The 25,092-nt window shown below is 59.3% G+C and carries 19 protein-coding genes and 1 pseudogene; 4 read left to right on the top strand and 16 right to left on the bottom strand.

The window, feature by feature from the left end:
* Window positions 1–103: 103 nt before the first annotated feature.
* The gene (locus ACSOSP_RS03905) at window positions 104–1,171 is read left to right on the top strand and encodes an AI-2E family transporter (protein WP_455309663.1); all 1,068 of its coding nucleotides are present in this window, start codon (window positions 104–106) and stop codon (window positions 1,169–1,171) included.
* An 88-nt stretch (window positions 1,172–1,259) separates the two neighbouring features.
* Here ACSOSP_RS03905 and ACSOSP_RS03900 read toward each other — a convergent pair.
* The 10 genes and pseudogenes from ACSOSP_RS03900 to ACSOSP_RS03855 all read right to left on the bottom strand — a co-directional run.
* Window positions 1,260–2,783 (bottom strand): annotated as a pseudogene (locus ACSOSP_RS03900) (SpoVR family protein); the annotation flags it as partial.
* A gap of 125 nt (window positions 2,784–2,908) precedes the next feature.
* Window positions 2,909–4,174 (bottom strand): YeaH/YhbH family protein, encoded by a 1,266-nt coding sequence (locus ACSOSP_RS03895; RefSeq protein WP_455309662.1) that lies wholly within the window; start codon window positions 4,172–4,174, stop codon window positions 2,909–2,911.
* 278 nt (window positions 4,175–4,452) lie between these two features.
* The gene (locus ACSOSP_RS03890; protein ID WP_031359347.1) at window positions 4,453–6,375 is read right to left on the bottom strand and encodes a PrkA family serine protein kinase; all 1,923 of its coding nucleotides are present in this window, start codon (window positions 6,373–6,375) and stop codon (window positions 4,453–4,455) included.
* Between the two features lie 756 nt (window positions 6,376–7,131).
* Window positions 7,132–7,893: a 2-keto-4-pentenoate hydratase gene (locus ACSOSP_RS03885; RefSeq protein ID WP_455309661.1), complete on the bottom strand. Its 762-nt coding sequence runs from the start codon at window positions 7,891–7,893 to the stop codon at window positions 7,132–7,134.
* Window positions 7,894–8,099: 206 nt separating this feature from the next.
* On the bottom strand, window positions 8,100–9,830 hold the full coding sequence (locus ACSOSP_RS03880; protein ID WP_455309660.1) for a methyl-accepting chemotaxis protein: 1,731 nt from the start codon (window positions 9,828–9,830) through the stop codon (window positions 8,100–8,102).
* Window positions 9,831–10,176: 346 nt separating this feature from the next.
* Window positions 10,177–11,286, bottom strand: a complete 1,110-nt coding sequence (locus tag ACSOSP_RS03875; RefSeq protein WP_455309659.1) for a LacI family DNA-binding transcriptional regulator — start codon at window positions 11,284–11,286, stop codon at window positions 10,177–10,179.
* Between the two features lie 325 nt (window positions 11,287–11,611).
* Window positions 11,612–13,243 carry a sugar ABC transporter ATP-binding protein gene (locus ACSOSP_RS03870; RefSeq protein WP_455309658.1) on the bottom strand — a complete coding sequence of 544 codons (1,632 nt, stop codon included), beginning with the start codon at window positions 13,241–13,243 and terminating at the stop codon, window positions 11,612–11,614.
* A gap of 362 nt (window positions 13,244–13,605) precedes the next feature.
* Window positions 13,606–14,598 carry a substrate-binding domain-containing protein gene (locus ACSOSP_RS03865; RefSeq protein WP_455309657.1) on the bottom strand — a complete coding sequence of 331 codons (993 nt, stop codon included), beginning with the start codon at window positions 14,596–14,598 and terminating at the stop codon, window positions 13,606–13,608.
* A 439-nt stretch (window positions 14,599–15,037) separates the two neighbouring features.
* Window positions 15,038–15,319: a hypothetical protein gene (locus tag ACSOSP_RS03860; protein WP_455309656.1), complete on the bottom strand. Its 282-nt coding sequence runs from the start codon at window positions 15,317–15,319 to the stop codon at window positions 15,038–15,040.
* 281 nt (window positions 15,320–15,600) lie between these two features.
* Window positions 15,601–15,882, bottom strand: coding sequence for a hypothetical protein (locus ACSOSP_RS03855; RefSeq protein ID WP_455309655.1), 282 nt, complete (start codon window positions 15,880–15,882; stop codon window positions 15,601–15,603).
* A gap of 26 nt (window positions 15,883–15,908) precedes the next feature.
* Here ACSOSP_RS03855 and ACSOSP_RS03850 point away from each other — a divergent pair, with 26 nt between their 5' ends.
* From ACSOSP_RS03850 to ACSOSP_RS03840, 3 genes are all read left to right on the top strand, one after another.
* Window positions 15,909–16,214, top strand: coding sequence for a PsiF family protein (locus ACSOSP_RS03850; RefSeq protein ID WP_455309654.1), 306 nt, complete (start codon window positions 15,909–15,911; stop codon window positions 16,212–16,214).
* Window positions 16,215–16,536: 322 nt separating this feature from the next.
* Window positions 16,537–17,013, top strand: coding sequence for a hypothetical protein (locus ACSOSP_RS03845; protein ID WP_455309653.1), 477 nt, complete (start codon window positions 16,537–16,539; stop codon window positions 17,011–17,013).
* 379 nt (window positions 17,014–17,392) lie between these two features.
* Window positions 17,393–17,983 carry a BPSL1445 family SYLF domain-containing lipoprotein gene (locus tag ACSOSP_RS03840; protein WP_455309652.1) on the top strand — a complete coding sequence of 197 codons (591 nt, stop codon included), beginning with the start codon at window positions 17,393–17,395 and terminating at the stop codon, window positions 17,981–17,983.
* A gap of 181 nt (window positions 17,984–18,164) precedes the next feature.
* Here ACSOSP_RS03840 and ACSOSP_RS03835 read toward each other — a convergent pair whose 3' ends face one another.
* The 6 genes from ACSOSP_RS03835 to ACSOSP_RS03810 form a co-directional block, all read right to left on the bottom strand.
* Window positions 18,165–19,232 (bottom strand): glycosyltransferase family 4 protein, encoded by a 1,068-nt coding sequence (locus tag ACSOSP_RS03835; RefSeq protein ID WP_455309651.1) that lies wholly within the window; start codon window positions 19,230–19,232, stop codon window positions 18,165–18,167.
* A 267-nt stretch (window positions 19,233–19,499) separates the two neighbouring features.
* Window positions 19,500–20,918, bottom strand: a complete 1,419-nt coding sequence (gene otsA / locus ACSOSP_RS03830) for an alpha,alpha-trehalose-phosphate synthase (UDP-forming) (protein WP_455309650.1) — start codon at window positions 20,916–20,918, stop codon at window positions 19,500–19,502.
* Between the two features lie 290 nt (window positions 20,919–21,208).
* Window positions 21,209–22,561, bottom strand: coding sequence for a mechanosensitive ion channel family protein (locus ACSOSP_RS03825; protein ID WP_455309649.1), 1,353 nt, complete (start codon window positions 22,559–22,561; stop codon window positions 21,209–21,211).
* Between the two features lie 245 nt (window positions 22,562–22,806).
* A complete protein-coding gene (locus ACSOSP_RS03820) occupies window positions 22,807–23,163 on the bottom strand; it encodes a Rap1a/Tai family immunity protein (protein WP_031359334.1) in 357 nt (118 codons plus the stop codon).
* A 225-nt stretch (window positions 23,164–23,388) separates the two neighbouring features.
* Window positions 23,389–24,162: an ankyrin repeat domain-containing protein gene (locus tag ACSOSP_RS03815; protein ID WP_455309648.1), complete on the bottom strand. Its 774-nt coding sequence runs from the start codon at window positions 24,160–24,162 to the stop codon at window positions 23,389–23,391.
* Between the two features lie 110 nt (window positions 24,163–24,272).
* Window positions 24,273–25,055, bottom strand: a complete 783-nt coding sequence (locus ACSOSP_RS03810) for a TatD family hydrolase (RefSeq protein WP_455309647.1) — start codon at window positions 25,053–25,055, stop codon at window positions 24,273–24,275.
* Between the last annotated feature and the right edge of the window lie 37 nt (window positions 25,056–25,092).

Raw genomic sequence — 25,092 nt, 5'->3', positions numbered from 1 at the left:
CCAAAACTTGCGCGTGCTAGCATCCCGCAATCGCACGGTAAGGGTAGTCACGCGCCGAATCTCGCGCTCGTCATGCCAGGACTCGCATCACTTCAGGGATCTCATGAATATCCGCACGGTTCACCAGAACTTCTTCCACCTCTTGCTGTTCGTCGTCACAGTTGCGCTCTGCTGGATCTTGGTGCCGTTCTTTGGCGCGATCTTCTGGGGCACGATTCTCGCAATCCTGTTCCAGCCGTTGCAGCGTTATCTCGCCGCCAAATTCGGCAAGCGGCGCAATCTGGCGGCGTTCGCCACCCTGGGCTTGACGATCGTGATCGTGATCCTGCCGCTCAGCTTCGTCGCGGCCACGCTCGTCCAGGAAATTGGCATCGCATACGCCCAGGTGAAGGCTGGCCAGCCCAATTTCACGACCTACTTCCAGCAGGCCATTCATGCGCTGCCGAATTCGATGCAGACGCTGCTGGGCCGCTTTGGACTCACCGATATCCCGAGCATTCAGCAACGGCTGACCAGTGGCGCCGCCGCGATCAGCCAGTTCGTGGCATCGCAAGCGTTGAGCATTGGTCAGAACACCTTCCAGTTTGTGATCAGCTTCGGCGTGATGCTGTACTTGGTGTTTTTCCTGCTGCGCGACGGCGGTGAAATCGGCCGGCGCATCCGTCGCGCCCTGCCCCTTGACGACGAGCCCAAGCGGCACCTGATCGCCAAGTTCACGACCGTCGTCCGGGCAACCGTGAAGGGCAATATCGCGGTCGCAGCCGTCCAGGGGTTCCTCGGCGGCATGATCTTCATGTTCCTGGGTATCCAGGGCTCGCTGCTGTGGGGCGTGCTGATGGCGTTCCTGTCGCTGCTGCCGGCTATTGGCGCCGCGCTGGTCTGGGCGCCGGCCGCCGCCTATTTCCTGCTCACCGGTGACATCTGGCGCGGCGTGATCCTGATTCTGTTTTGCGTGGTGGTCATCGGTCTGGTGGACAACGTGCTGCGCCCTATCCTGGTCGGCAAGGACACAAAAATGCCTGACTGGGTGGTGCTGATTTCCACGCTGGGTGGCATGGGATTGTTCGGGATCAACGGCTTCGTGATTGGACCGCTGATCGCGGCGCTGTTCATGGCGAGCTGGGATTTGTTCACGCAAGACGAAGAAGCCAGGAGAATCGATAAACTCTAGGGCCCCGGTTCGGCTCAATAAAAAACCGGCTCGCTGATTAACTCAGCGAGCCGGTTTTTTTATGCCTCAACGCACGATGGCAAATGACTCAGCGTTTCTCCGCCCCGGTGTATTTACAATCGAAGCGCTTTCTCACTGTGCCGTTTTCGTCGACGCTTTCAAGATATACGTCGAATTGCCACAACCGCGCCATGTGCTTCAGGACCTCTTCGCTGTCATTGGTCAAATGACGGTTGTCGGTCATGAAATGGCGCAGCGTCAGGCTGCGATCGCCACGTGTATTGACTGAATACACCTGGATATTCGGCTCACGATGATGCATGTCGTACTGCCGCGACAACGCCTGGCGGACATACCGGTATCCGCTTTCGTCGTGAATAGCGGAGACTTCCAGCGAGTCGCGCATATCGTCGTCGAGAATGGAGAACAGGCGCATTTCGCGAATCAGATGCGGCGATAAATACTGCGCAATAAAACTCTCGTCCTTGAAATTGCGCATGGCGTAGTGCAGCGCTTCAAGCCAGTCGCTGCCGGCAAGCTCCGGAAACCATTCGCGATCCTCATCCGTTGGGTGTTCGCAGATGCGGCGAATATCGCTCATCATGGAAAAGCCCAGCGCATACGGATTGATACCGCTGTAATACTGCTTGGTCACAGGCGGTTGATACACCACGTTGCTGTGCGAATGCAGGAACTCCATCATGAAACCGTCTTCCAGACGGCCTTCCGCATAAAGCGTATTGAGCAGCGTGTAATGCCAGAACGTGGCCCACCCTTCGTTCATGACCTGCGTTTGCCGTTGCGGATAAAAATACTGGCCGACCTTACGAACAATGCGAATGACTTCGCGCTCCCACGGCTCGAGCAGCGGCGCATTTTTCTCCGCGAAATACAGCAGGTTTTCCTGCGGTTCCGGCGGATAACGGCTTTCAATTTCCTCAGTCGTAGTCGCTTTTTTATTCGGCAGCGTACGCCAGAGTTCATTCACCTGCGACTGCAAATACGCTTCGCGCTCGCGCCGCGCGGCCATTTCCTTCGCCAGCGACAATTTCTGCGGCCGCTTATACCGGTCCACGCCATAGTTCATCAGCGCGTGACATGAGTCGAGGAGTTCCTCAACCCGGTCAATGCCATGCCGCTCCTCGCATTCCGCGATGTAATTCTTCGCATAAACGAGGTAGTCGACAATCGCATGTGCGTCTGTCCACAACCTGAACAGGTAGTTGCCCTTGAAAAACGAGTTGTGTCCGTACGCCGCGTGCGCGATGACGAGCGCCTGCATCGTCATCGTGTTTTCTTCCATCAGGTACGCAATGCACGGATTCGAGTTGATGACGATCTCGTAGGCCAGGCCCATTTGGCCGCGCCGGTAACTCTTCTCGGTGGACAGGAAGTGCTTGCCGAACGACCAGTGCCGATAGTTCACCGGCATGCCGACCGATGCGTACGCGTCCATCATCTGCTCGGCGCTGATGAGTTCGAGCTGGATCGGGTAGACGTCGAGCCCATAGCGCTGCGCGACACGGGCGATCTCGGTGTCGTATTCCTCGATCAGCTCGAAGGTCCAGTCCGATGGACACGGCAACGGCCTTTTTTCCGCCACGTTCATGGTGTCTCCTTCCGACGCCGGGCTTTTGCGAGGCTTCCTGGCCTTTTGTGGCGCGCTGTCTTGTGCTTTCAGTTCTTCGCCAGGTTTGAGGTGATACCCACGTGCTTCGTTGTCCAAATGCCGTGTCGTCATGCAGCCGCCTGTTGTTTCTCAAACAATTCGCGAAAGACAGGATAAATATCCGCGGCCGATTCGACCTTCTTCATCGCGAGTTCAGGCGCGTTTTGCGCCAGATGAGCATATTCCACCCAGAGATTCTGCTCCTCGGGCGCGACTTGAATATAAGCAAAATAGCGCACCTTCTGCAAAATGTCCTCGGCGAGAAGCTTCCGGCACTTGGGCGAATCGTCCGTCCAGTTGTCGCCGTCTGATGCTTGCGCGCCGTAGATATTCCACTCGGAGGGAGAATACCGTTCATCCATGATCTTCTTCATCAACTCGAGCGCGCTGGACACGACCGTCCCGCCGCTTTCGGTCGAATGGAAGAACGTTTCTTCGTCCACTTCTTCGGCCCGCGTGTGATGCCGGATGAACACGACTTCGATCTTTTCGTAATTCCGGTTCAGGAACAGGTACAGAAGAATGAAGAACCGTTTCGACAGATCCTTGCGCTGCTCGTCCATGGACCCGGACACGTCCATCAGACAAAACATCACGGCCTTGCTCGAGGGCGTGGGCTGTTTGGTCCGATTGACATAGCGCAAGTCGAATGGGTCGATAAAAGGAATTCGCGTGATGCGTCCTTTGATGATCACGATATCGGCTTCCAGCCGCGCGATTTCCTCGGGATCGCCTTTCTCGTCGAGGAGCACTTCCAGCTGCCGCTCCATCTCATGCAACTGACGCGATAACGGCGACCCTAGCGCGATGCGCCGCCCGAGCGCGCTGCGCAGCGAACGGACGACATCGATATTGTTCGGCGTTCCTTCAGCCGAAAACCCTGCCCGGACGTTTTTCCACGTTGGCACGGCGGCTAGTTGAGTTTTGACGAGGCGCGGAAGCTCGAGGTCGTCGAAGAAATACTGCATGAACTCTTCGCGTGACAACTCGAACACGAAGTCATCCTGCCCTTCGCCCTCGTTACTGGCGGTCTTGCCGCCACCACCGCCACCGCCATTCGGGCGTGCAATCTTGTCGCCACGAATGTATTCGGCGTTACCCGGATGCACGAGCTCGCGCTTTCCGCCAGGGCCATGCCGGAACGACGGTTCGGCGATGTCCTTCTTCGGAATCGTGATGCTTTGCGTACTCTGGATGTCTTTGATGCTTCGGTCCCGAACGGCATCCGACACCGCGCGGCGAATATAGTTTTTGACACGACGCAAAAAGCGTTCGCGGTTGGCAATGCTCTTGTTCTTACCGGCTAACCTGCGGTCGATGATTTGATGCAGCACATCCAGTCTCCCGCGTAATTGGCGAGGAAGCGAAGCGCTCGCGGTCTGAACCGCGCGCGGCGGCGCAAGACCGTAAGGCACTCGCCAAGATGTTCGCGTTTCCGCTGGCACGGGGGCCAGCATCACGCGAACCTATGACTCAAAAACTGACAGACTTAAAACTTGCAACACAACCACGATTCAATCACGTTTTACCGGGCTTCGCTGAGAACTCATTCGCCTCCCTGTCGCACACCATCAAAAAACACACTTTCGAAGTCAGCATCAGGACGACCGCTTCACGACGACTTCCGCACCCGCAGATACCAGTCGCAGAGCAGCCGCACTTGCTTCGGCGTGTAGCCCTTCGCGACCATGCGGTTGACGAAGTCTTCATGCTTGCGCTGTTCTTCCGCCGATCCTTTGGCATTGAACGAGATCACCGGCAACAGTTCTTCGGTGTTCGAGAACATCTTCTTCTCGATCACCACGCGCAACTTCTCGTAGCTGATCCACGCCGGATTCTTGCCGCCATTCGCAGCCCGAGCCCGCAGCACGAAGTTCACGATCTCGTTGCGGAAGTCCTTCGGGTTGCTGATGCCAGCCGGCTTCTCGATCTTCTCCAGTTCCGCATTCAACGAAGCACGGTCGAAACTTTCGCCCGTATCGTGATCGCGGAATTCCTGGTCCTGGATCCAGAAATCGGCGTACGTGACGTAGCGATCGAAGATGTTTTGTCCATACTCCGAATACGACTCCAGGTACGCGGTCTGAATCTCCTTGCCAATGAACTCGGCATACCGCGACGCCAGCACGTCCTTGATGAACGACAGGTACTTCTGCTCCGTTTCCGGCGGGAACTGCTCGCGTTCGATCTGCTGTTCGAGCACGTACATCAGGTGCACCGGATTGGCTGCGACTTCGGTGGAATCGAAGTTGAATACCCGGGAGAGAATCTTGAATGCGAACCGCGTTGAGACGCCGTTCATGCCTTCATCGACGCCCGCAAAATCGCGGTACTCCTGGAACGATTTCGCCTTCGGGTCCGTGTCCTTGAGGTTGTCACCGTCGTAGACCTGCATCTTCGAAAAGAGGCTGGAATTTTCCGGCTCATGCAAACGCGTGAGCACCGCCATTTGCGCCATCATCTTCAACGTGCCTGGTGCGCAAACAGCGTTAGTCAACGAAGAATTGCGCAGCAGCTTCTCGTAGATCTTCATCTCTTCGCTGTAGCGCAGGCAGTACGGCACCTTGACCACGAAGATACGATCGAGCAGTGCTTCGTTGTTCTTGTTATTACGGAACGTCTTCCATTCCGACTCGTTCGAGTGAGCGAGAACCACGCCGTCGAACGGGATTGCACCGAAACCTTCCGTGCCCTTGAAGTTGCCTTCCTGGGTAGCGGTCAGCAGCGGGTGCAACACCTTGATCGGCGCCTTGAACATTTCGACGAACTCAAGCAAGCCCTGGTTCGCGAGACACAGTCCACCGGAGTAGCTGTACGCGTCAGCGTCGTCTTGCGAAAAGGTTTCGAGCTTGCGGATGTCGACCTTGCCGACGAGTGACGAGATGTCCTGATTGTTCTCATCGCCCGGTTCGGTCTTGGCTATACCGATCTGACGCAGGATGGAGGGATAACGGCGAACGATGCGGAACTTGCGGATGTCGCCATTGAATTCGTGAAGCCGCTTCACTGCCCACGGACTCAGGATGTTCTTGAGATAGCGGCGCGGGATGCCGTATTGCTCTTCGAGGATAGGACCGTCTTCATCGTAGTCGAACAGCCCGAGCGGCGACTCATTGACGGGCGAACCCTTGATTGCATAGAACGGAACACGCTCGGCGAGTTGCTTCAGACGTTCGGCAATGGATGACTTGCCACCGCCTACCGGCCCGAGCAAATACAGAATCTGTTTCTTCTCTTCAAGACCCTGAGCAGCGTGCCTGAAGTACGACACCACTTGCTCGATCACTTCCTCCATTCCGTAGAACTCACGGAACGCCGGATACACCTTGATGACCTTGTTTGCAAACACACGCGATAAGCGCGGGTCGGTACGTGTGTCGACGGACTCCGGTTCCCCGATTGCCGACAACATCCGTTCGCCCGCTGTTGCATACGTTGCAGGATCATCTTTGCAGAGCGCGAGATACTCTTCGAGCGAGAATTCCTCCTCGCGGGTTTTTTCGAAGCGGGTCGCGAAACTGCTGTAGATATCCATGCTACCTCCTCGCCGAAGTCAGAAAGCAATGTGTGCGCGGCGCGCCTAATCAGAACAACATCGCTTCAGTTCATCCTAAACCTATTCGAATTTTTTTTCATGCAAATGCGTTGTTGATTTGCTTCGAAGTATTCCTAGCTTGGTGGAATATTTTCGTTCACCTACAATCATCATCCCGACTCGCGAAACGTTTTCCGTATTGGCTGCATAGCCTTGCTGTACAAGCCCCGGACCCATGCGACATGCTGGCAGCCGAACACCCTGGCTGCTGCTGCCGGTGGTCCGGCGTTGCCCGCATTTATGCATTGAGCATGTATGTCGCGCATATGCCGCTCCTGTCCCGCTTCAATCCTGTTCCTATCCTGCTTCTACCCCGTCCCTATGCTGCGCCTATGCGGAGTTGTCCCTCTGTTGTCCCCCGCTCATCCACCGGTTATCCACCGGTTATCCCATATACGCGTCATAGCACCGGAACGATGCAACGCATGGTGCGTCTTTTTGACCATCGTCTCTCCAATGTCATTCGATAGCAGGCTCTCAAATGCTGTGCGCCTCTCTTACTAAACGATAGGCCCCCGCATCCGTTGACCGCTTAAACCCCGCTTGAACCCCACCCAATCCCCCGTTATACCCGCTTGATGGAAAGGGATTTAGAAGTAAAAAAAGCACTCAAGTGAGTGCCTTTTTTGATGTAACCCGGGCGCATGAATGTTTTCCGCACACCCTGTCACCACGTCGTCGAATGCTGCAAAAATGTCATTCCAGCGTCAGTTCGATGTCGCCGATCCGGTCTACCCGGCCGCTTACCAACCCTGGCCCGTCGACCCGCCGCGCACCCGTGTACGAGCCTGTGGTGATGGTCCAGAAGGGCTGGACCGTGTGTCCGTGAGTGCTGCAGTGATTGACGAACCACACCAGCAGTTCCCGCGGATCACCGGCCGGATTGCCGGTGCTCGGCGGCACGATCGAGACGCCGTCGACAGACAGTTCGAGCAGCGGTGAAAGGAAATCGAAGCCGGGAGCGATCACGTCATACGGCTCCATCTTGCCGACGACCAGTGCTCCGTTGTTCTGCGAGTCGGCAAGTTGAGCCAGTGTCGCCAGGTTCGGCCATTGAGCGAAGCGGCTATCGACCACCTCAAGCGCCACGGCCATGCTGCCCAGTGCCGCGAACACTTCGCTGCGGCTGTAAGGTTCGCCACGGGGCGGCAGTGCGTACGAAAAACGAAACGCGATCTCAAGTTCAATCAGCGCGCGAAAAAACGAAGCGTGCGCAATGCGCGCCGGCGATGTGTGGACAAGTTCCGCGTCAATGGGCGCCGTGTTCGCCAGCGCGCCCGGCGCACGCGCACCGACCTTCCATGCGCCGATTCGCGCGCCGGAAAGGGTCAGAACTTCGTGCTGGATGGCGTAAGCCGCTTCGGCGTCGGCGGGGATATCGACTGACTCGAGGTCTTCTATCAGCGTGCGCTGGCGGCGGGCCTGAACGAGTTGCGCGGCAAGGGTGGATCCGGTCATGGCAAGCGTCCTGTGGTGGTGATCGAAACGCGTTCTAATCCCGTGAAGGTTGAACGAATTCCGCTCAGTGTACGGGGAAGTCGACATGGATCGCGAGTTCGGGTCTCAGCAGCAGGGGCAAGCAAACTGCCCGCAGTCAATAAAAAACGCTCCGCAAACCAGGTTCGCGGAGCGCGTTTGACTGAAGAATCGACCTGCTCAGTCGATCAGAAGGTTTGCCAATCGCCAGTCGCTGCCGCCGCAACGGGCCGTGCTGCAACCGGCGCTTTAACCAATGCCACTGCCGGCGCCGGCGCCGTGCGCCGCGGCTTCGCCGGTACGGCCGGGCGCGGCTTCGCGGCCGTGGATGATCCGGGCCTCACAGCAGCGCGGCTGAAACCCGCTTCACCTGTGCCGTCGTCGTCGAGTTGAAATACGGCCACGGCCTGGCGCAGTTTCGCTGCCTGATCTTCCAGCGATTGCGCAGCCGCCGCTGCTTCCTCAACCAGCGCAGCGTTCTGCTGTGTCACTTCGTCCATCTGCGTGACCGCGCGCGCCACCTGTTCAATGCCGCTGCTCTGCTCCTGCGATGCTGCCGCGATCTCGCCCATGATGTCGGTGACACGTTGCACCGCGCCGATGATCTCGCTCATCGTGCGGCCGGCTTCGTCGACCAGCGAGGTCCCCGATTGGACCCGCTCGACCGAAGTCTCGATAAGACCCTTGATCTCCTTCGCCGCCGCCGACGAACGTTGAGCGAGGTTGCGCACTTCGCCCGCGACGACCGCGAAACCGCGCCCTTCCTCACCCGCCCGCGCGGCTTCCACGGCTGCATTCAGCGCGAGGATATTGGTCTGGAACGCAATTCCTTCGATGATCGTAATAATGTCCGCGATTTTCGCCGAGCTCTGGTTGATATCGCCCATGGTGTCGACCACCTGAGCCACCACGCGGCTGCCCTTGTTGGCGATCTCGGAAGCGTTCGCCGCCAGCGAACTGGCTTGCCGCGCGTTATCGGCGTTCTGCTTCACGGTGCCGGTCAGTTCGTCCATGCTCGACGCGGTTTCCTGCAGCGCGGACGCCTGTTCTTCCGTGCGCGACGACAAGTCGATATTGCCCGCTGCAATCTCCTTGGTCGCCGTCGCGATGGATTCGGTGCCCGAACGCACGCTGCGAACCGTCCCCACAAGGCTTGCCTGCATCCGCGCCAGACCTTGCATCAAGAGGCCCATTTCGTCGCGTGAAGTGGCGACGACCTTGCCGCGCAGATCACCGGCTGCGATCGCTTCGAAATGCTCGAGCGCGGTGTCCAGCGGGCGGCCGATCGCGCGGCGCAGCGCAATCCACGAAAACACCGCGGCGGCCAGTCCGGCGACGATCGCGATCACGCTCAACGTGCGAAAAGTCGCCGCCGCCGATTGAGCGGCGTCGTAGCCTTGCCTCGCGCCATCGAACTGGAATTTGCGCAGCGCGTCGTTGGCCGTCGAAAGTTCGCCGTAGGCGACCTGCATGGCTTTGGCTGCCCCGACAATGCGCGCCTGGTCGTTGGCCTTGACAGCCTCATAGCCGCTGTCGATCACCTTTTGCAGCGCGAGGCGTTTGGCGTTGGAGGTATCGGCGAGTTGCTTTTCGTTCGCGTCTTGCGGCAGATCGGAGTACTTTTTCCAGAAATCGTTGGCAAGGCCGCGCATCATGCCTCCGCGCTCAATGGTCGCCGCGACTTCCGGCGTACCGGCCAGAAACGCCGCCCGATCGAATATGAGCCGTTCACGTGCCGTATAAAGCTCCGCGTTGCTGACGGCGTTGGCGCTCGGCATCTGGTTTTCAAACGTGTCGCGATAGGAATGGTTCGACTGCGTCATCCCGTAGAGCCCTAATCCGCCGATCGCGAGCAGCAGCAGCCCCAGAAAGGCCATCGTCAGACCGAGACGTGCCTTGATCGTTAAACTCATGTTCATTATTTTCCTTGGAGCTGCGTATAAAAATGTCGGCACGGCGGGGTTCTGAAATCGCGATTCGGAGCAAGATCAAATTGGCGTGCTTGGACATCTTTTACGGCGTGCGCGCGGTGCACTTGAGGAAATTCATGAAATGTTATTTCGTCTAATGATTTACCCTGAGAACTTTAGATGCGAGTTATTCAGCAAAAGAATGCATTAATGCGATTGTTGTAAACGCTTCACGTTGAAATCGCCACCAACTTCATGAACTCGGGTGGAACGGGTTGTCTGGCGCTGACAAACAAACGGGGTTTGCCGACGCCACGCCGGCAAACCCCCAATGCAAACGCCCCGTTGCCTGGCTTCAGGCTTTCTCGGTATCGCCCTGACCCAGCGCGACGGCATTCGCTGCGGCATTTGCTGCGGCATTCGAGCCGGCCGCCGCATCTTTCCGATACGCCAGCGGCATCACCTCCGGCACGACCGCCGTCGATTCACGCAAGATCATGCGCGGCGTCACGACGCGCCGCCGCGTGCTCGCCGGCACCTTGCCCGCGATCCGGTCAATCAACGTCTGCGCGGCCAGCTCGCCGAGTTCGCGTACCGATTGCCCGACTGTCGACAACGCCGGATAGGTGTATCGGCTCAATTCGATATCGTCGAAACCGATGATCGAACAGTCACGCGGCACGTTGATGCCCCGCTCCGCCGCCGCCCGCAATGCACCGACGCCCATCATGTCGTTGCACGCAAAAATTCCGGTGGGCTTGAGGGTATCGAAGAGCTGGGACGCCGCTTCGTAACCGCCGGTGGCCGAAAATGCGCTCTGCTGAATGGCGTTCGGCTCGATCTCGATGCCACGCTCCGCCATTGCACGGATAAATCCGTGGACGCGCATTGCGCTGACCGCCGTGCCGATCGGGCCCGTGATACAGCCTACCCGCGAGTGGCCGAGCTGCAGCAAGTGGCGGGTCGCCAGATAGCCGCCCTTCTCGTGGTCGATCTGCACCAGGTCCGCCGATACGCCTTCAATATTACGGTCCAGGATCACCAGCGGTTCGCGCGAACCGGCCAGGCTTTGCGCCAGTACCGCATCTTCACCCGCCGACGCAATCACGAGCCCGTCGATGCGTTTTTCCTGCAATACACGCAAGTAGCTGCGCTGCTTGGCAGGGTCGTCGTCCGAATTGCAGAAGAACATGCAGTAGCCGTTCTTCGCGCAGCCGTCTTCCACCCCGCGCGCCAGTTCCGCGAAGTACGGATTGGTTGCGTTCGGCACCAGCAAGCCGATGGTGAGCGTGTTGCGCGCCTTGAGAGAACGCGCCACTGCCGAGGGCACGTAATCCAGTTCCAGGATCGCGCGCTCCACCTTCAGCCGTACTTCAGCCGACACGGGCCGCGAGTTGTTCACGACATGAGACACCGTCGTGAACGATACGCCCGCAATGGCTGCAACATCTTTGATCGTCGCCATACTTGGTCCTTCTCTCTGACTTGGTCTTGCTTCTAGCTCTTCTTGATTGGCCCCCCAGCGTGCTTGCTGCTGCGCTGCCCGCTAGCGTTGCGCTACTGGTTGCCAGCTTGGTCGTGCCGTACTGCACCTGCCTGTGTGCGACCCTGTGTTGCCTTGCTTGCAGCAGTGCTTGCCGCAATTCGGGACCGCCCGCCGGCGTTTTCCCCGCGCCGGCTTCCCGCCTGGCGGGCGCCGCAGCTTTCTTGCTGCTTTACGCCCGCTTTTAACTGTTTTTCGTTACCCTTTGCTGTGATTCAACGGCTGTGAATACTTTCAGTGCACAGGTTCAACGCTTTACCGCGGACTCGCCGCTGCGTGCCTGCGGCGGCGCCTTGGCGTCCGGCACAGTGGGTTCCTGGAGGATTTCATCGCGTTTCGCGTAGCCGGCAAAAGCCGCCGCCAACAGCGCGTCTTGCGACCATGTGTCTCGCGCGAACACCCCAGTCATCCGTCCCGCCGACATCACCCCGATCCGGTCGCAAATCAGCATCAGTTCGCGCAGATCGCTCGACACCACCACCAGCGCCCGCCCTTCCAGCGCCAACGCGCCCATCAACGCATAAATATCGAACTTTGCGCCGACATCGATGCCGCGCGTGGGTTCATCGAACAACAGCACCGTTGAATCGCGCGCGAGCCAGCGGCCGATCACCACCTTTTGCTGGTTGCCGCCCGACAACTCCGACACCGGCTGCAACGGACCCGCGGCGCGAATGTGCATTGCGTCGATCTGCTGTTGCGCCAGCGCCTCTTCGCGCCGTGCATCGACAAAACCGTTGCTCGACACCGCGCCGATATTGCCCAGCGAAATGTTCGCGGCAATCGGCTGCGGCAGCAGCAAACCCTCGCCCTTGCGATCCTCGGTGATCAGCGCAATGCCGTTCCTCACCGCGTCGGCCGGCGACGTAATCTTCACCGGCATGAGCGCCGCGCCGTTGTGTGCTACCGAAACCACGCCGCTATCGGCGCGATCCGCGCCGTAGATCAGCCGCATCAGTTCCGTGCGGCCCGCGCCAATCAACCCGCTGATGCCGAAGATCTCGCCCGCCTTCACTTCGAACGACACATCGTGGACCACGCGGCCGCGGCTCATGCCGGCAACTTTCAGCGCGACATCGCGAATCTTCCGCTCGCCCAGATCGATCCGCTCGCCGATATCACGCCCCACCATGAGGGTGACGAGCCGATCGCTGGTCAGGTTCTGCATGGCGTCGATATGAACCAGCTTGCCATCGCGCAGCACCGCTGCGCGCCCGGCAATCCGCCTTAATTCTTCCAGCCGGTGCGAGATATACACCAGCGCCACGCCCCGCTCCTTCAGGCGCTCGACTTGCTCGAACAGCAGGTCCACTTCACGCGCCGTCAGCATGGCGGTCGGTTCGTCGAGAATCAGCACGCGGCAATCGCCAATCAGGTTCCGCGCGATTTCCACCATCTGCTGATGCCCGATCCCCAGTTCGCCCACGAGCGTATCCGGGTCAATTGCGTCAAGCCCAACTTGCTGCATGGCGTGCCGGGCGTCCTCGCGCAGCGCCGTCCGGTCGATCCAGCCGAATTTGAATCCGAATTTGAATCCCTCATGCTGCGGCAAGCGGTTCAGGAACAGGTTTTCCGCCACCGATAACGTCGGCAGGAGATTTAATTCCTGCATCACCATGCGCACGCCGAGCGCTTCCGCCTCCTTGCGGCTGGCCGGCGCGTAAGGCGCGCCACCCAGGGTCATGGTGCCGGTGGTCGGATTCACCAGGCCGCCGACGATCTTGGACAGCGTGCTTTTCCCGGCGCCGTTTTCCCCGGTCAACGCGAGCACTTCGCCCGCGTGCAGATCCAGCGTGACAGCGGATAAAACCGGCTCCACGTAGGTCTTGCCTATCCCGCTTACCGTGAGAACGGGAGCGGTTGCCACTCTGTCGTCCATCCTCTTCTCCGGCGAAAAGCCGCTGCGTTCTTCGAACGCGCGTCTGTCTCGCTGTGCCCGGCTAAATACCGGACGTCACGGACTTCGCAAATCTTGCGCACCTGAATGTCGCGAAGCTTCAGTTCCTGAACAGGCTCGAGCGCAATCGTTTGCAGCCGGGCCGGTTCGCGAAGCTTCGACTAGCCTGATCCAGGTTCATCCGGCCTACTGTGCGGTCGACCAAGTTCAGATACAAGATTTCGGGCTCCGTCTGGCCGTTCACCAAAAAACGAGTTAGTTATCCCACTCTTTGGTTTATCGGCACCGGCGCCCGTTTCTTAAGATTTTAAGCAGACGAATGCAGTTTTCTATGCGTGTAATACCTATTTCTTGGTGATCAGGACGACCGGCGTTTCCACCACACCCGACAATTCCGATTGCTTCTTATGCTCGGAAATCGCCTTCAAAGCCGTATCGATACCAAATACCGCCTGCTTCGCGGCGTATTGATCGGCGGTCGCCAAGACCCGGCCGTCGGCGAGCATCGGCTTGATGGCGTTGATGTTGTCGTAACCGACCACATACACTTTTCCTGCCTTGCCGGCCGCCCGCACTGCAGCAACTGCGCCGAGCGCCATGTTGTCGTTGCCGCACAGCAGCGCCTTGATGTTCGGGTTCGCGGTCAGTATCTGCGAGGCCACCGCGTTGCCCTTGTCGATTTCCCAGTCGCCGGATTGCAGCGCAACGATCTTCATGCCACCAGCCTGCATTGCTTCTTTAAAGCCCGCCGTGCGCTGCTGCGCGTTGGTCGTGGTCGACACGCCTTCGATAATGCCGACTTCATCGCCGGCCTTGAGCCGCTGCGCCAGATAATCCCCCACCAGTTTCGCGCCTTTCGCGTTGTCCGGTCCGACGAACGGCACGTTCAGGTCTTTCGACTTGAGCACATCCGGGTCCAGCCGGTTATCGATATTCACCACGATGATCCCTGCATCCACGGCCTTCTTGACGACCGGAACGAGCGCTTTGGAATCAGCGGGGGCGATCACGAGCGCATCGACCTTCGAGACGATCATCTGCTCGACGATGCGGATCTGGTTGGCGGTATCGGTTTCGTCCTTGATGCCGTTCGTGATCAGGTCGAACTGGCTCGCGTTATGTTTCTGATAGTCCTTGGCACCGGTTTCCATGGTGAGGAAAAACTCGTTCGCCAGCGATTTCATCACGAGCGCGACCTTCGGCTTGTGCGCGGCTTGCGCGGCGGCGCCCGTGGAATACAGCGACAACGGTAATGCGGCGCACGCGCTCAGCGACAGCACGACAGACAAGAAACGGCGGCGCAGCGCGGGTTTGAGAGATTTGTGATCAGAGTTCATGCGGCCAATCTCCTCGGTTCGTTTTGAGTTGTCGGATGTTTGGTTATTGGATGAAACCGGATGGATGTCGAAGCGTCGGAATGTCGCAATGTCGGTTCGGGCAAATTCTGTTCGGGACGAGCCGAGTGCCTCCGGCTACCCCCCGTCGGAATTCGGGGGCGTGTCCGACATCAAGACACGATTCGTCAGACAGGGGATTCAACATCGCGCGAGATCTCCGTGCGCGCTTGCGTGCCTTCGGCTCGAGTGACGAGCGCGCTTCGCACAGCCCAATGAGCGTGGACGTTTCCGCTGGCCGCCGCAAGTGCTGTTGGCCCTGATCTTTGCGCATCGCGATGCACCACGATGCACCGCGACTACGCGCGCCCAAGCCGCCAATCAACTTCCGTGTGCGACATGACGTCAAGTTCTGTCCGGCGCCCGCCATGTCCACACGCTTTCACAGCTCATCGACGGACTCGCCTTCCACCTTCTTGTCGATGATCGCCCGCGCATACTCAATACCCGCACGTGTGGCTTCAATGGGACTCTCGAACGGTTCCTGCTCCGGCACGCCGAACATTTCCGATCTGCTGCCCTCGCCGCTGGCGCTGCGCGAAATGTTGACGACGATATCGAAATGACGGGGGCCGTCGTCCGCCTCGTCGCGTTCTTTCCCGCGACGCAATGCCTGGACGGTGATTTCGAAACCTTTGTAGTGATCGGATAAAGGACGGGACATACGCGACTCCTTTCAGCATTAGAACGACAGGATCGCACGGCTTTGCAACGCAGCGCACGCACAAGTGTAGGGAGAGACTGTGAAGGCGCTTTGTCGACGCGATGACACCGTTCAGGCGAATGTTGCGATGCTACAACGGAGGCTTTTCCCTGTGGAGCCCTCTGGGCGCCCGTTGTTCTTGGCTGCGAAATCATCGGGCGACATTCGCTGTTCAATTGCGCGAGCGAAATGAAAATTGTAAGCGCTCCCGCGCAAAACCGTTGCCGTCGATCAAAGAAAGCTTACAAAGCGTGTACCGATGAACCCGGCACGGGTCGAATTGATTTTGATCGGTGTACATCGATTGATGCGTGCGCTTTTTGAATGGCGCGGACGTCATGTACTTTTCTTTTCGATTTCCTAGGTTCGAAACCGTACGGCATTTGTATGGCTTTTTGCCATAATGGCTTGCCCGGTTTTGCCTGATCAAGCTGCCTGATGGTGGCAATGACGGCAAAAACGAAGGCAAACGCCGCAGCGGTATTTTTACGTGCCTGACCTTGCAGCACTTCACCTCGTTTCACGTCATCCATTTAAAGGGAGAATACGCATGAAGATCCGGGCAACCATGGCAGCGCTCGCACTGGGCGTCGCTTTAAGCGTGAGCTTCGCTGCAACACCGGCGTTTGCCGATAACAGCCAGCAATCGAAGATGACCACCTGCAATGCGCAGGCAACGGGCAAGAAAGGCGATGACCGCAAGGCTTTCATGAAAGATTGCCTCTCGTCGACGCCCGCGGCCGCACCGCCGATGACCCAGCAGCAGAAAATGACGGCGTGCAACAAATCGGCGACGGGCAAGAAAGGCGACGATCGGAAGGCCTTCATGAAGGACTGCCTGAGCAACAAGAGCTGAAGCGCAGCGAGGTAACGTTCAATTGCTGGTGAAGCCGCGTGGCTTTTAACACGCGGCTTTTTTCATGGTTTTCTCGAGCATGAATAGGGCAAAAGCCGTGCAAAGGCTGAACATAAGCCGCGCACAGATTGCTCGTAGGTGAAGTCCCGAACGCGGGAAAACCCCCTCCCGTCTTATTGCAGTGCAGCTACGGTCTTGCTACGCGGCGCGCGTTTTATCTCATAAGATGACGCTCAGGCGGGCCCATTAGAACAACGAATGTGCCATCGGTCCGCCACAGTCTAGCCGGCTTGCAGCACTGCAACGGACGGAGGCCCCAAGGATGGTTTGGCGATATAAAAACCGCTGGTTCAGGCGGTGGCTGGTCTTGATCATTTTTTGGGCGGTTCCGGTCATGATCGTGGCGGCAAACGAGCTTCGCGAGCAACTCGCGTACGATGCCCAGGATCTTGACCACTCCCTCTCCACCTGGACGTTCACCGACGCGCAACGTGGCTCTCCCGCCGTTTCGCGCTGTCACGGTTCCCTCGACGAAGCGCGTGCCGCCGGCTGTCCGCCTGACGTAATCGCAGCCAATGCTGCCAAGAACCAGGACGCCCTGGCGGAGTATTCGACGCGCCGCAGCGTGCTGTTCGGTTATCTTTGGCACGCGTTTGTCGGTTACTGGGTCGTCCCGGGAGTCGCGCTGTTTTTGCTCGGCGCGGTGATCGGCGTGATTCGACGCTCGCTGCGGCGCCCGCCCGCAAAAAACGACAAACCGAAGCAAGCCAACGAATCCACCCGGATTGCCAAGCCATAAGAACATCGCGTTGCCGCGCGGGGACAACACTTTTGCAGGTGTTTTCGCACTATCTGACGCAGTTTTTCATTTTATTTTGACGGGTAACTTTGACCGGAATTCGATCGATCGGACGGGGCTGGCCCGCCGTTTGCGACTCTGGTTTTTGTCTATTTTGAGAGACGAATGTTTCGCGCAAACAAGCGCTTTCTCATGTGGACGGTATCTCGATCGGGCAGGTCAAAATTACCACATTGCATTTGCCTGACACGGCGTAAGCCAAGCGGGGTAAGGCTCCGCGAGATTTCCTGACATGTTGCTCACGGACGTGCTGTGTTATAAAACGCCATGCTGCAACACTCGTAGATGGGGTTTCCCAAAAACCACGATGGAGAAAACGATGCAAAGACGAAACTTCATGATCAAATCGACCGCCGCGCTTGCAATGGGTGGCTTGGCGCTAGCCGGTTGCACGACGACCTCGAACCAGGGCGCACAACAGACCGCCGGCGACGCTGATGCGCGCCGTTCGATCGACGCGGACATCGACGCGACCATGCAACGCCTCTACGTCACTGCTCGCGGCTCGCGTGAGCTGGTCGGCAAGGCGCGCGGCGTGCTCGTATTCCCGTCGGTGCTGGCGGCAGGTTTCATCGTCGGGGCGCAGTACGGCAAGGGCGCGTTGCGCGTTGGCGGCAGCTCGGTCGGCTATTACAGCACGACGTCGGCGTCGATCGGCCTGCAGGCCGGCGCGCAATCAAAAGCGATCGTCTTCCTGTTCATGACGCAGGACTCGCTCGATAAATTCCGCAATACGGATGGCTGGTCGGTCGGCGGTGACGCATCGGTCGCACTGGTCAAGATGGGCGCGAACGGCAATATCGATTCGGATACCGCCACGGCGCCGGTCGAAGTGTTCGTGCTGACGAACGCCGGCCTGATGGCGAACCTTTCGCTGGAAGGCACGAAGGTATCGCGTCTGAAGATCTGATCAGCGCCTTCGGCCGGTATGAGCCATGCTTGAGCCGGCTTGAACCCTGAATCAAGCGCGCAAGTTAAAACCGCCGCGCAGCATGACCGGAAGGTCGTGCTGCGCGGCGGTTTTCTTTTGGCGTCTTTTCTTGTGGCCTCTGACGCGCTGACGAAGCGCGTTTCAGAAGCAGAAGCGCCGTTTAGCTGGTCGCGCTATCAATGAGCTTGAAGCGCGAACGTTTCTGCGCGCGCATGACCGCCTGATAAGCATCGACGTATTGCTGCGCCATGCGATGCGACGTGAAGCGCTCTTCAAAGCGCTTGCGCACGCCCTCTCGCGACACCGTATGCAGCCGGTTCACGGCCGCCACGGCGCCAATCTCGTCCTCGACGATAAGCCCCGTCACCCCCTCATCCAGCACTTCCGGTACCGAACCGCGATTGAACGCGATCACCGGTGTGCCACATGCCATCGACTCGATCATGACCAGCCCGAACGGCTCCGGCCAATCGATCGGAAACAGCAGCGCGTGGGCGCCGGAGAGGAAATTGGCCTTCTGGTCATCGGCAATCTCACCGATGAATTCTACATACGGCAACTCCATCAGCGGCGCAATCTCGCGTTCAAAGTACTCACGATCCGCTGAGTCCACCTTCGCCGCGATCTTGATTTTCATGCCGCACCGGCCGGCAATGCGGATGGCGGTATCGACGCGTTTTTCCGGCGATATACGCCCAAGGAACGCGAGGTACGTCTGCTCGACCGGCTGCGGCATGTAGCGCGTTTCCGGCAACCCGTGATAGACGGTCGTCAGCCATTTGGCCTGCGGCAACGGATGACGCTGCGCGTCCGAAATGGAGATGACCGGCGCGGTGTTGAACGTATTGAAGACCGGTTGTTGTTCCGGCAAATCCAGCCGGCCATGCAGCGTGGTCACGAACGGCGTGTCCTGGCGCTTGAACAGCGAGAACGAGTAGTAATCGAGGTGGAAATGCAGCACGTCGAAGTCATCGGCGCGGCGCCGCACCATTTCCATCAGCAGCATATGCGGGGCGATCCGGTCGCGGATCGCCGGGTCCAGGCGCAAGGCACGCGGCCACACGGCTTCCAGCTTCGCCTTGGTTTGCGAATCTCCTGACGCGAACAAGGTCACGTCGTGCCCGAGTTCCACCAGCGCCTCGGTGATATACGAAACCACCCGCTCAGTGCCGCCATAAAGCTTCGGCGGCACCGATTCGGTCAACGGGGCTATTTGGGCAATTCTCATTGTTGCTGTCTCCACTCGGTCTTACGTCGCCGTGATGTTTAGTCGGTGATAGTGATCGGCACGAGCGCCGGACGCCCTCGCGCGACGTTAATGAGAGCGCGCGAGCACGACACCGTATTATTGGCCGTGGAAGCCCAAAAGTTGGCAATACTTTCACTTTCACGACCCTGTTACAGTCGCGAAACACTCGAATATCGTCGATTTTTTGCGGTTTTCAGGGCGAAAAAGCGCTGACGCGGCTCGTTTTAATCAGCGCTTCATGTGTTGTTATTTGTTGCTCGCCGGGCGTTTATTCGGCTGTTTATTCAATTTTACACCGCGCAGGTCCGCGAGAAACGAATCGCGCCAGACGCCCAGGTCGTATTTGCGCAGCATCACCATGTTGGTTTCGTAGCGCTCGCGGCGTTCGGCGAGCGGCATGGAAAGCGCGCGTCCAATGGCCTCGCTCATGCCGACTATGTCGTGCGGGTTCACCATCAGCGCGCCCTTCATCTCGTCAGCGGCGCCGGCGAACTGGGACAGCACGAGCACGCCGGGATCGTCGGGATTTTGCGCCGCGACATACTCCTTTGCGACCAGGTTCATGCCGTCTCGTAACGGTGTGACCAAACCGATCTGCGACTCGCGGAACAGCGACATCAGCTTCCACCGGTCATAACGCTGGTTCATGTAGCGGATCGGCGTGTAGTCGAGGCCCGAGTAACGGCCATTGATACGTCCTGCTTCGTATTCCAGGTTATGGCGGATCTGCTGGTACGTATCCACGTCCGAGCGCGTGGGCGGCGCGATCTGCACCAGCGTGACATTGCCCCGCCATTCCGGCGATTTTTCGAGGAAATGCTCGAATGCCTTGAAGCGTTCGACCAGGCCCTTTGAATAGTCCAGCCGGTCCACGCTCATGATGAGCTTGCGCCCTTCCAGGCTCTGCTTCAGGTCCATCACGTCCTGACGCGCTTCGCCGCGGGTGGCTTGCTCGGCGATTTCATCCGGGAAGATGCCGATGCGGTACACGCCCGTTTTTAGCTTGCGTCCGAACGCCTCCACTTCGCCGTCGGCGGTGGCTGTTCCATGCGCGTGACGCACGATGTAATCGTGGAAAGCAGCCTGGTCGCCGGGCGTCTGGAAACCCACTACGTCATAGCAGCACAGCGACTTGACCAGTTCCTCATGCGGCGGAATGTTGAGCAGGATTTGCGGCGAGGGAAACGGGATATGCAGGAAGAAGCCCATCCGGTTATTCACGCCCTCGGAACGCAGCGCTTCGCCAAACGGGATCAGGTGATAGTCGTGCACCCAGATGACGTCGTCCGGTTGCAGCAGCTTGATTGCGCGATGCGCAAGCCAGGAATTGACGCGACGGTATCCGGCGTATTCATCGCGGTCGTAGACGGCCAGGTCGTTGCGATAGTGGAAAACCGGCCACAAGGTCGCGTTCGAAAAGCCGCGGTAATACTGGTCGTAGTCCTTCTTCGGCAAGCCGACGGTGGCGAACGTGACCGCGCCGTCCTGTTCGAGTTTCGGTCCCTGGTTCGCCACGCTGTCGCTGACTACGTCGCCGCTCCAGCCGAACCAGACGCCGCCGCTGTCCTTCAGCGCGCCGAAGACGCCCACGGCAAGGCCGCCGGCCGAGCCTTTGGTTTCTGTCGGAGAGGCTACTCGGTTCGATACAACGACTAAGCGGGTCATTACTGGCTTCCTTTTTTGCGATTCTGTTCAGGGTGTGTGTATTTTTTTCACGGTCGCATGCGCGAGAGACGTTCCAGGGTCGCGGCCGTTTATTTTTCGTCGATGATCGTTGTTCGGCTCCGGACAAGGGCCTCAGTTCAATTTCATTGCCGCGTTCTTCGATGCCCGGGCGTGCTTCGTGGTCTATGGTCTCCTGGTCTCGCCGCCGGTGCCCTCACCGTTGCGCAGTGTGACCGGGTGACCGCGTGACCTGGTGACATTGTCCGCAATCTCAATGCCACCAAGCCTGCTCAGCGCCGCTCAGCGGGTTTCGGCGCGCCGCCGCCGGGTGCACTCGGGGCGGTGCTCGCCGCCGAGTTCGCCGACGCGTCCGGGCCGTGCCGCTCTCCCCGGCTCGCTACCGGATCGGCTTCCGTATTGGCAGTCCCGCGAGATACCGGCGGCCTGATCGTGCGGGCTGCAACTTTGGCAGCGTCAGCGCCATCAGCGCCATCAGTGCCGTCCGCCATGCTGCGCCCGAGCGGCGCGACAAAATCGACATGTTCCCCCTCCGGCGATATATCGGCCCGCGTGCGCGGCAGGAACTGCGGATACGACGACTGCATGAAGTCCAGCAGGCCTTCGCGCACCCGGCATCGAAGATCCCAGTTCAAGCCGGAATCGAAGGAGCTGACGAGCACGCGAAGCTGCATGGACTTTTCGGTGGCGTCGGTGACCTGCAGCACCTGCACACGCTGATCCCACTCCGGCGCGTTCTGCAAAATCCGCTCGAGCTCTTCGCGCAGCGGCGCGAGCGGCATGCGGTAATCGACGAAGAAAAACACCGTGCCAATGATCTGCGAACTGTTGCGCGTCCAGTTGGTGAACGGATTCTCGATAAACCATTGCAGCGGCACGATCAGGCGCCGCTGGTCCCAGATACGAATCGACACATAAGTGCCGGTGATCTCCTCCACCCGTCCCCATTCGCCCTGGATCACCACCACATCGTCGAGCCGGATGGGTTGCGACAACGCGATCTGCAATCCGGCGATCAGGTTGCCCAGCACCGGCCGTGCGGCGATACCGGCCACCAGCCCGGCCACGCCCGCCGACGCCAGCAAACTCGCGCCGACCTGACGCACGGCGGGAAACGTCATCAACGCGCCGCCGAAGCCGATGATCACGATCACCACCATCACCGAGCGCGCCAGCACGCGCGCCTGCGTGTGAATCCGCCGCGCTTGCAGGTTGTCCTGGCTGTCGAGCGGATGGGCCTGCACCAGCGCCTCGGCCACCGCGCCCACCGAGCGCACGGCGAGCCACGTCAGCGCGACAATCAGCATCACGGTGAGCAGGTCGCGCAGCGCGGCGGCGAACGGCAGCGCATCGGGGGTTTCAACCAGCACGAAACCCAGGCCGAGAATGATCAGCAGCGTAAGCGCGGGCTTGTTGATAAAGCGCAATACCACGCTCATCAACGGATACGGCCGCGCAATGCGCGCGAGGATGCGAGCGCCCACGCGATGCACGCCAATGGCGAACAGCACCGAAAGCGCCGCCACGACAAGCGTGCCGGGCCAGGTATTGAGCGGAGCGGCGGCGATGCGCTCGAAGGAGTCGAGATCGAACGAGCTGAAATTGATGGAGTCGAGAGAGGTCATCGTCGTCGTGGGATCAGCCTTGGAAGGTGATATCGGGGGATACGACGGGATTGTGCAAAGCCCGATTGTGTCTCTGAGTGCGCATGGAGCGCGGTGACGCCAGTGGCGTCGGTGACGTCAGCGGCCGGCCGGACTGGCCTGCCAGCCGCGTGATGAGGTGACTATTCTATTGCACGGCAGCATGCGCTGCGTCCACCGGGGGCATGGATGAACCGCGCGACGCCCGCATCACGCCGAATGACAGCTTACTTTTCAGCTTTGCAGGGGAACGCCTTGCCGAGCCCGAGGGACACCATGGTCGTGGCGTTGAAGTTGCCGCGCGTGGGATTGTCGGCGATGAACTTGCGTACCGCGTCCGTCAGCTCCTGCGGTTTGACATCGACCGGCAGGCAAAAATACTGGCCGATCTGCGGTCCCGACGTGCCGCCAATCGCTTCGATGGTGTTGTAGATGCCGTCAGCGGCGCCTTCTATGTAAGCCGCGCATGCGCTGCGCGAGGCGGTGTCCGTCTTGGTACAAAGCATGTTCAGATCGTTGCCTGTGAACGCGGCCGCGCTAAGCGGAAACGCGAGCACACTGGCCATGACAAAAACCCGCTGCATGATGGTCCTTTCTTATGTTGTAAGTTGCGGGCCGGCCTGGATGCTCAGGTGAAAACAACCTGTCCTGAAGGCCCAAACCCGTCTTATCCAGCGGACACACCCGGACGCGCCTTTACTCGGCTCATCATTTCCGGGTCCACCCGCTGCTTCTCGTATGTCGCTCGTTGCGCGCGGTCGGGACCTGTTGCCGGTCAAACCCGGGTCAGGTTCCTCGCCATGCGAGCGTCATTTTGCACTGTTTGCGCCGCTTTGCGGGGCTCCGGACGCGCCCGCAGCGCCCTGGTTTTGCATCGCTGCCAGCCGTGCCGCCAGCCCTTCCGCCACGTCTTTCTCGTGATACTGCTTAGCGAAGTCCACCGCCGTCAGGCCAATCTGGTTCTTCACGCGCAAATCGGCGCCTTCATCGAGCAGCAGCTTGACCGTCGACAAATGGCCGCCACGCGCGGCCATCATCAGCGGCGTCGTGCCGTTGGGCGACCCCGAGTCGATGTAAGCCGAATGGTCGAGCAGCACCTTCACCACGTCGTCATGCCCGTTGGTGGCGGCGTAGTGCAACGGCGTCCAGCCCTTCTTGTTCACTTCCGCGTCCTTCGCGATCAACATGTTCACGAAGTTGAGGTCGTCGTTGAGCGCGGCGAGCATCATTGCGTTTTCACCGGCGGGATCGAGCTTTTCAAGGTCGATATTCGGGTTATCGGCGAGCAGCGCGCCTACCTTGTCAGACTTTTCCCTCGCCGCGATCACGAGCAACGGCGTGCCGGTGTTATCTACCAGATTCGGGTCCACGCCCTGTGACAACAGCTTTTTAACGGCAGATACGTCGTCGAACTTTACTGCCTTGATCATGGAGTCGGCAGGCGTCGCGAAAGCGGGTTGCGCAATGGCGGCGGCCATCAGGAGCACGCCCGTCGTGAGAGCTCGCCACGTTTTACGTGTTGAATGGGCCGGCCGAAAGGCTTGCCGAAGGGGCGAAGAAGAAACCGTCGAAGATGTAAGCATGTGTTCCTTGGGGATTACTTAACGTTCTAATTACGAAATACCGGATCTTTCAGGCGAGCGGCGGCGAAACGACCTTACCGTGGCCGTACCGGGCTTCATTGCTCAACTGGCTACGCCTGCGGGATCTTGAACAGCGTGAAAAAATTGCGCGTGGTGGCTGCCGCCAGCGCTTCATCCGGCATCTCGCGCAATTGCGCGATGAAGCGTCCGACATAACTTACGTACGCAGGTTCATTCGATTTCCCGCGATACGGCACCGGCGCCAGGTACGGCGAGTCCGTTTCAATCAGCAAACGCTCGAGCGGCACACGCCCCGCGACGTCCTGCACGTCTTTCGCGCTCTTGAACGTGACAATGCCCGACAGCGAAATGTAAAAATCCTGGGCAAGCGCCGCCTCGGCGACATGCCACGGTTCCGTGAAGCAATGCATCACGCCGCCCGGCACGCTTGCGCGCTCCTCCGCCATGATCCGCAGCGTGTCTTCCCACGACGACCGCGTATGGATGATCAGCGGTTTCGCCGTCACGTGCGCCGCGCGGATATGCGTGCGAAAGCGTTCGCGCTGCCATTCCATATCGGCGATGCTGCGGCCTTCCAGACGGTAATAATCCAGCCCCGTTTCGCCAATGGCCACTACTTTCGGATGCCGCGCCAGCTCCACGAGCTCCGCGACGCTCGGCTCACGCGCGTCCTCGTGATCCGGATGCACACCGACCGATGCGTAGATATGCTCGTTTTCTTCGGCGATCTTCAACACCGAAGGCAGCGTCTCCAGATCAACCGAGACGCACAGCGCATGCGTCACCTTCAGCTCGCGCATTTTGTCGAGCACTTCGGGCAGACGATCGGCCAGGCCTTCGAAATTGATGTGGCAATGCGAATCGACGAACATGGGGATTCCGTTAAAGCGGGATGGGGTTGGCGCTCAA

The sequence above is a fragment of the Caballeronia sp. KNU42 genome, from assembly GCF_053760385.1.
The sequence above is the reverse complement of the archived record's forward strand: the minus strand, read 5'-3'. Positions and strand labels throughout refer to the sequence as shown.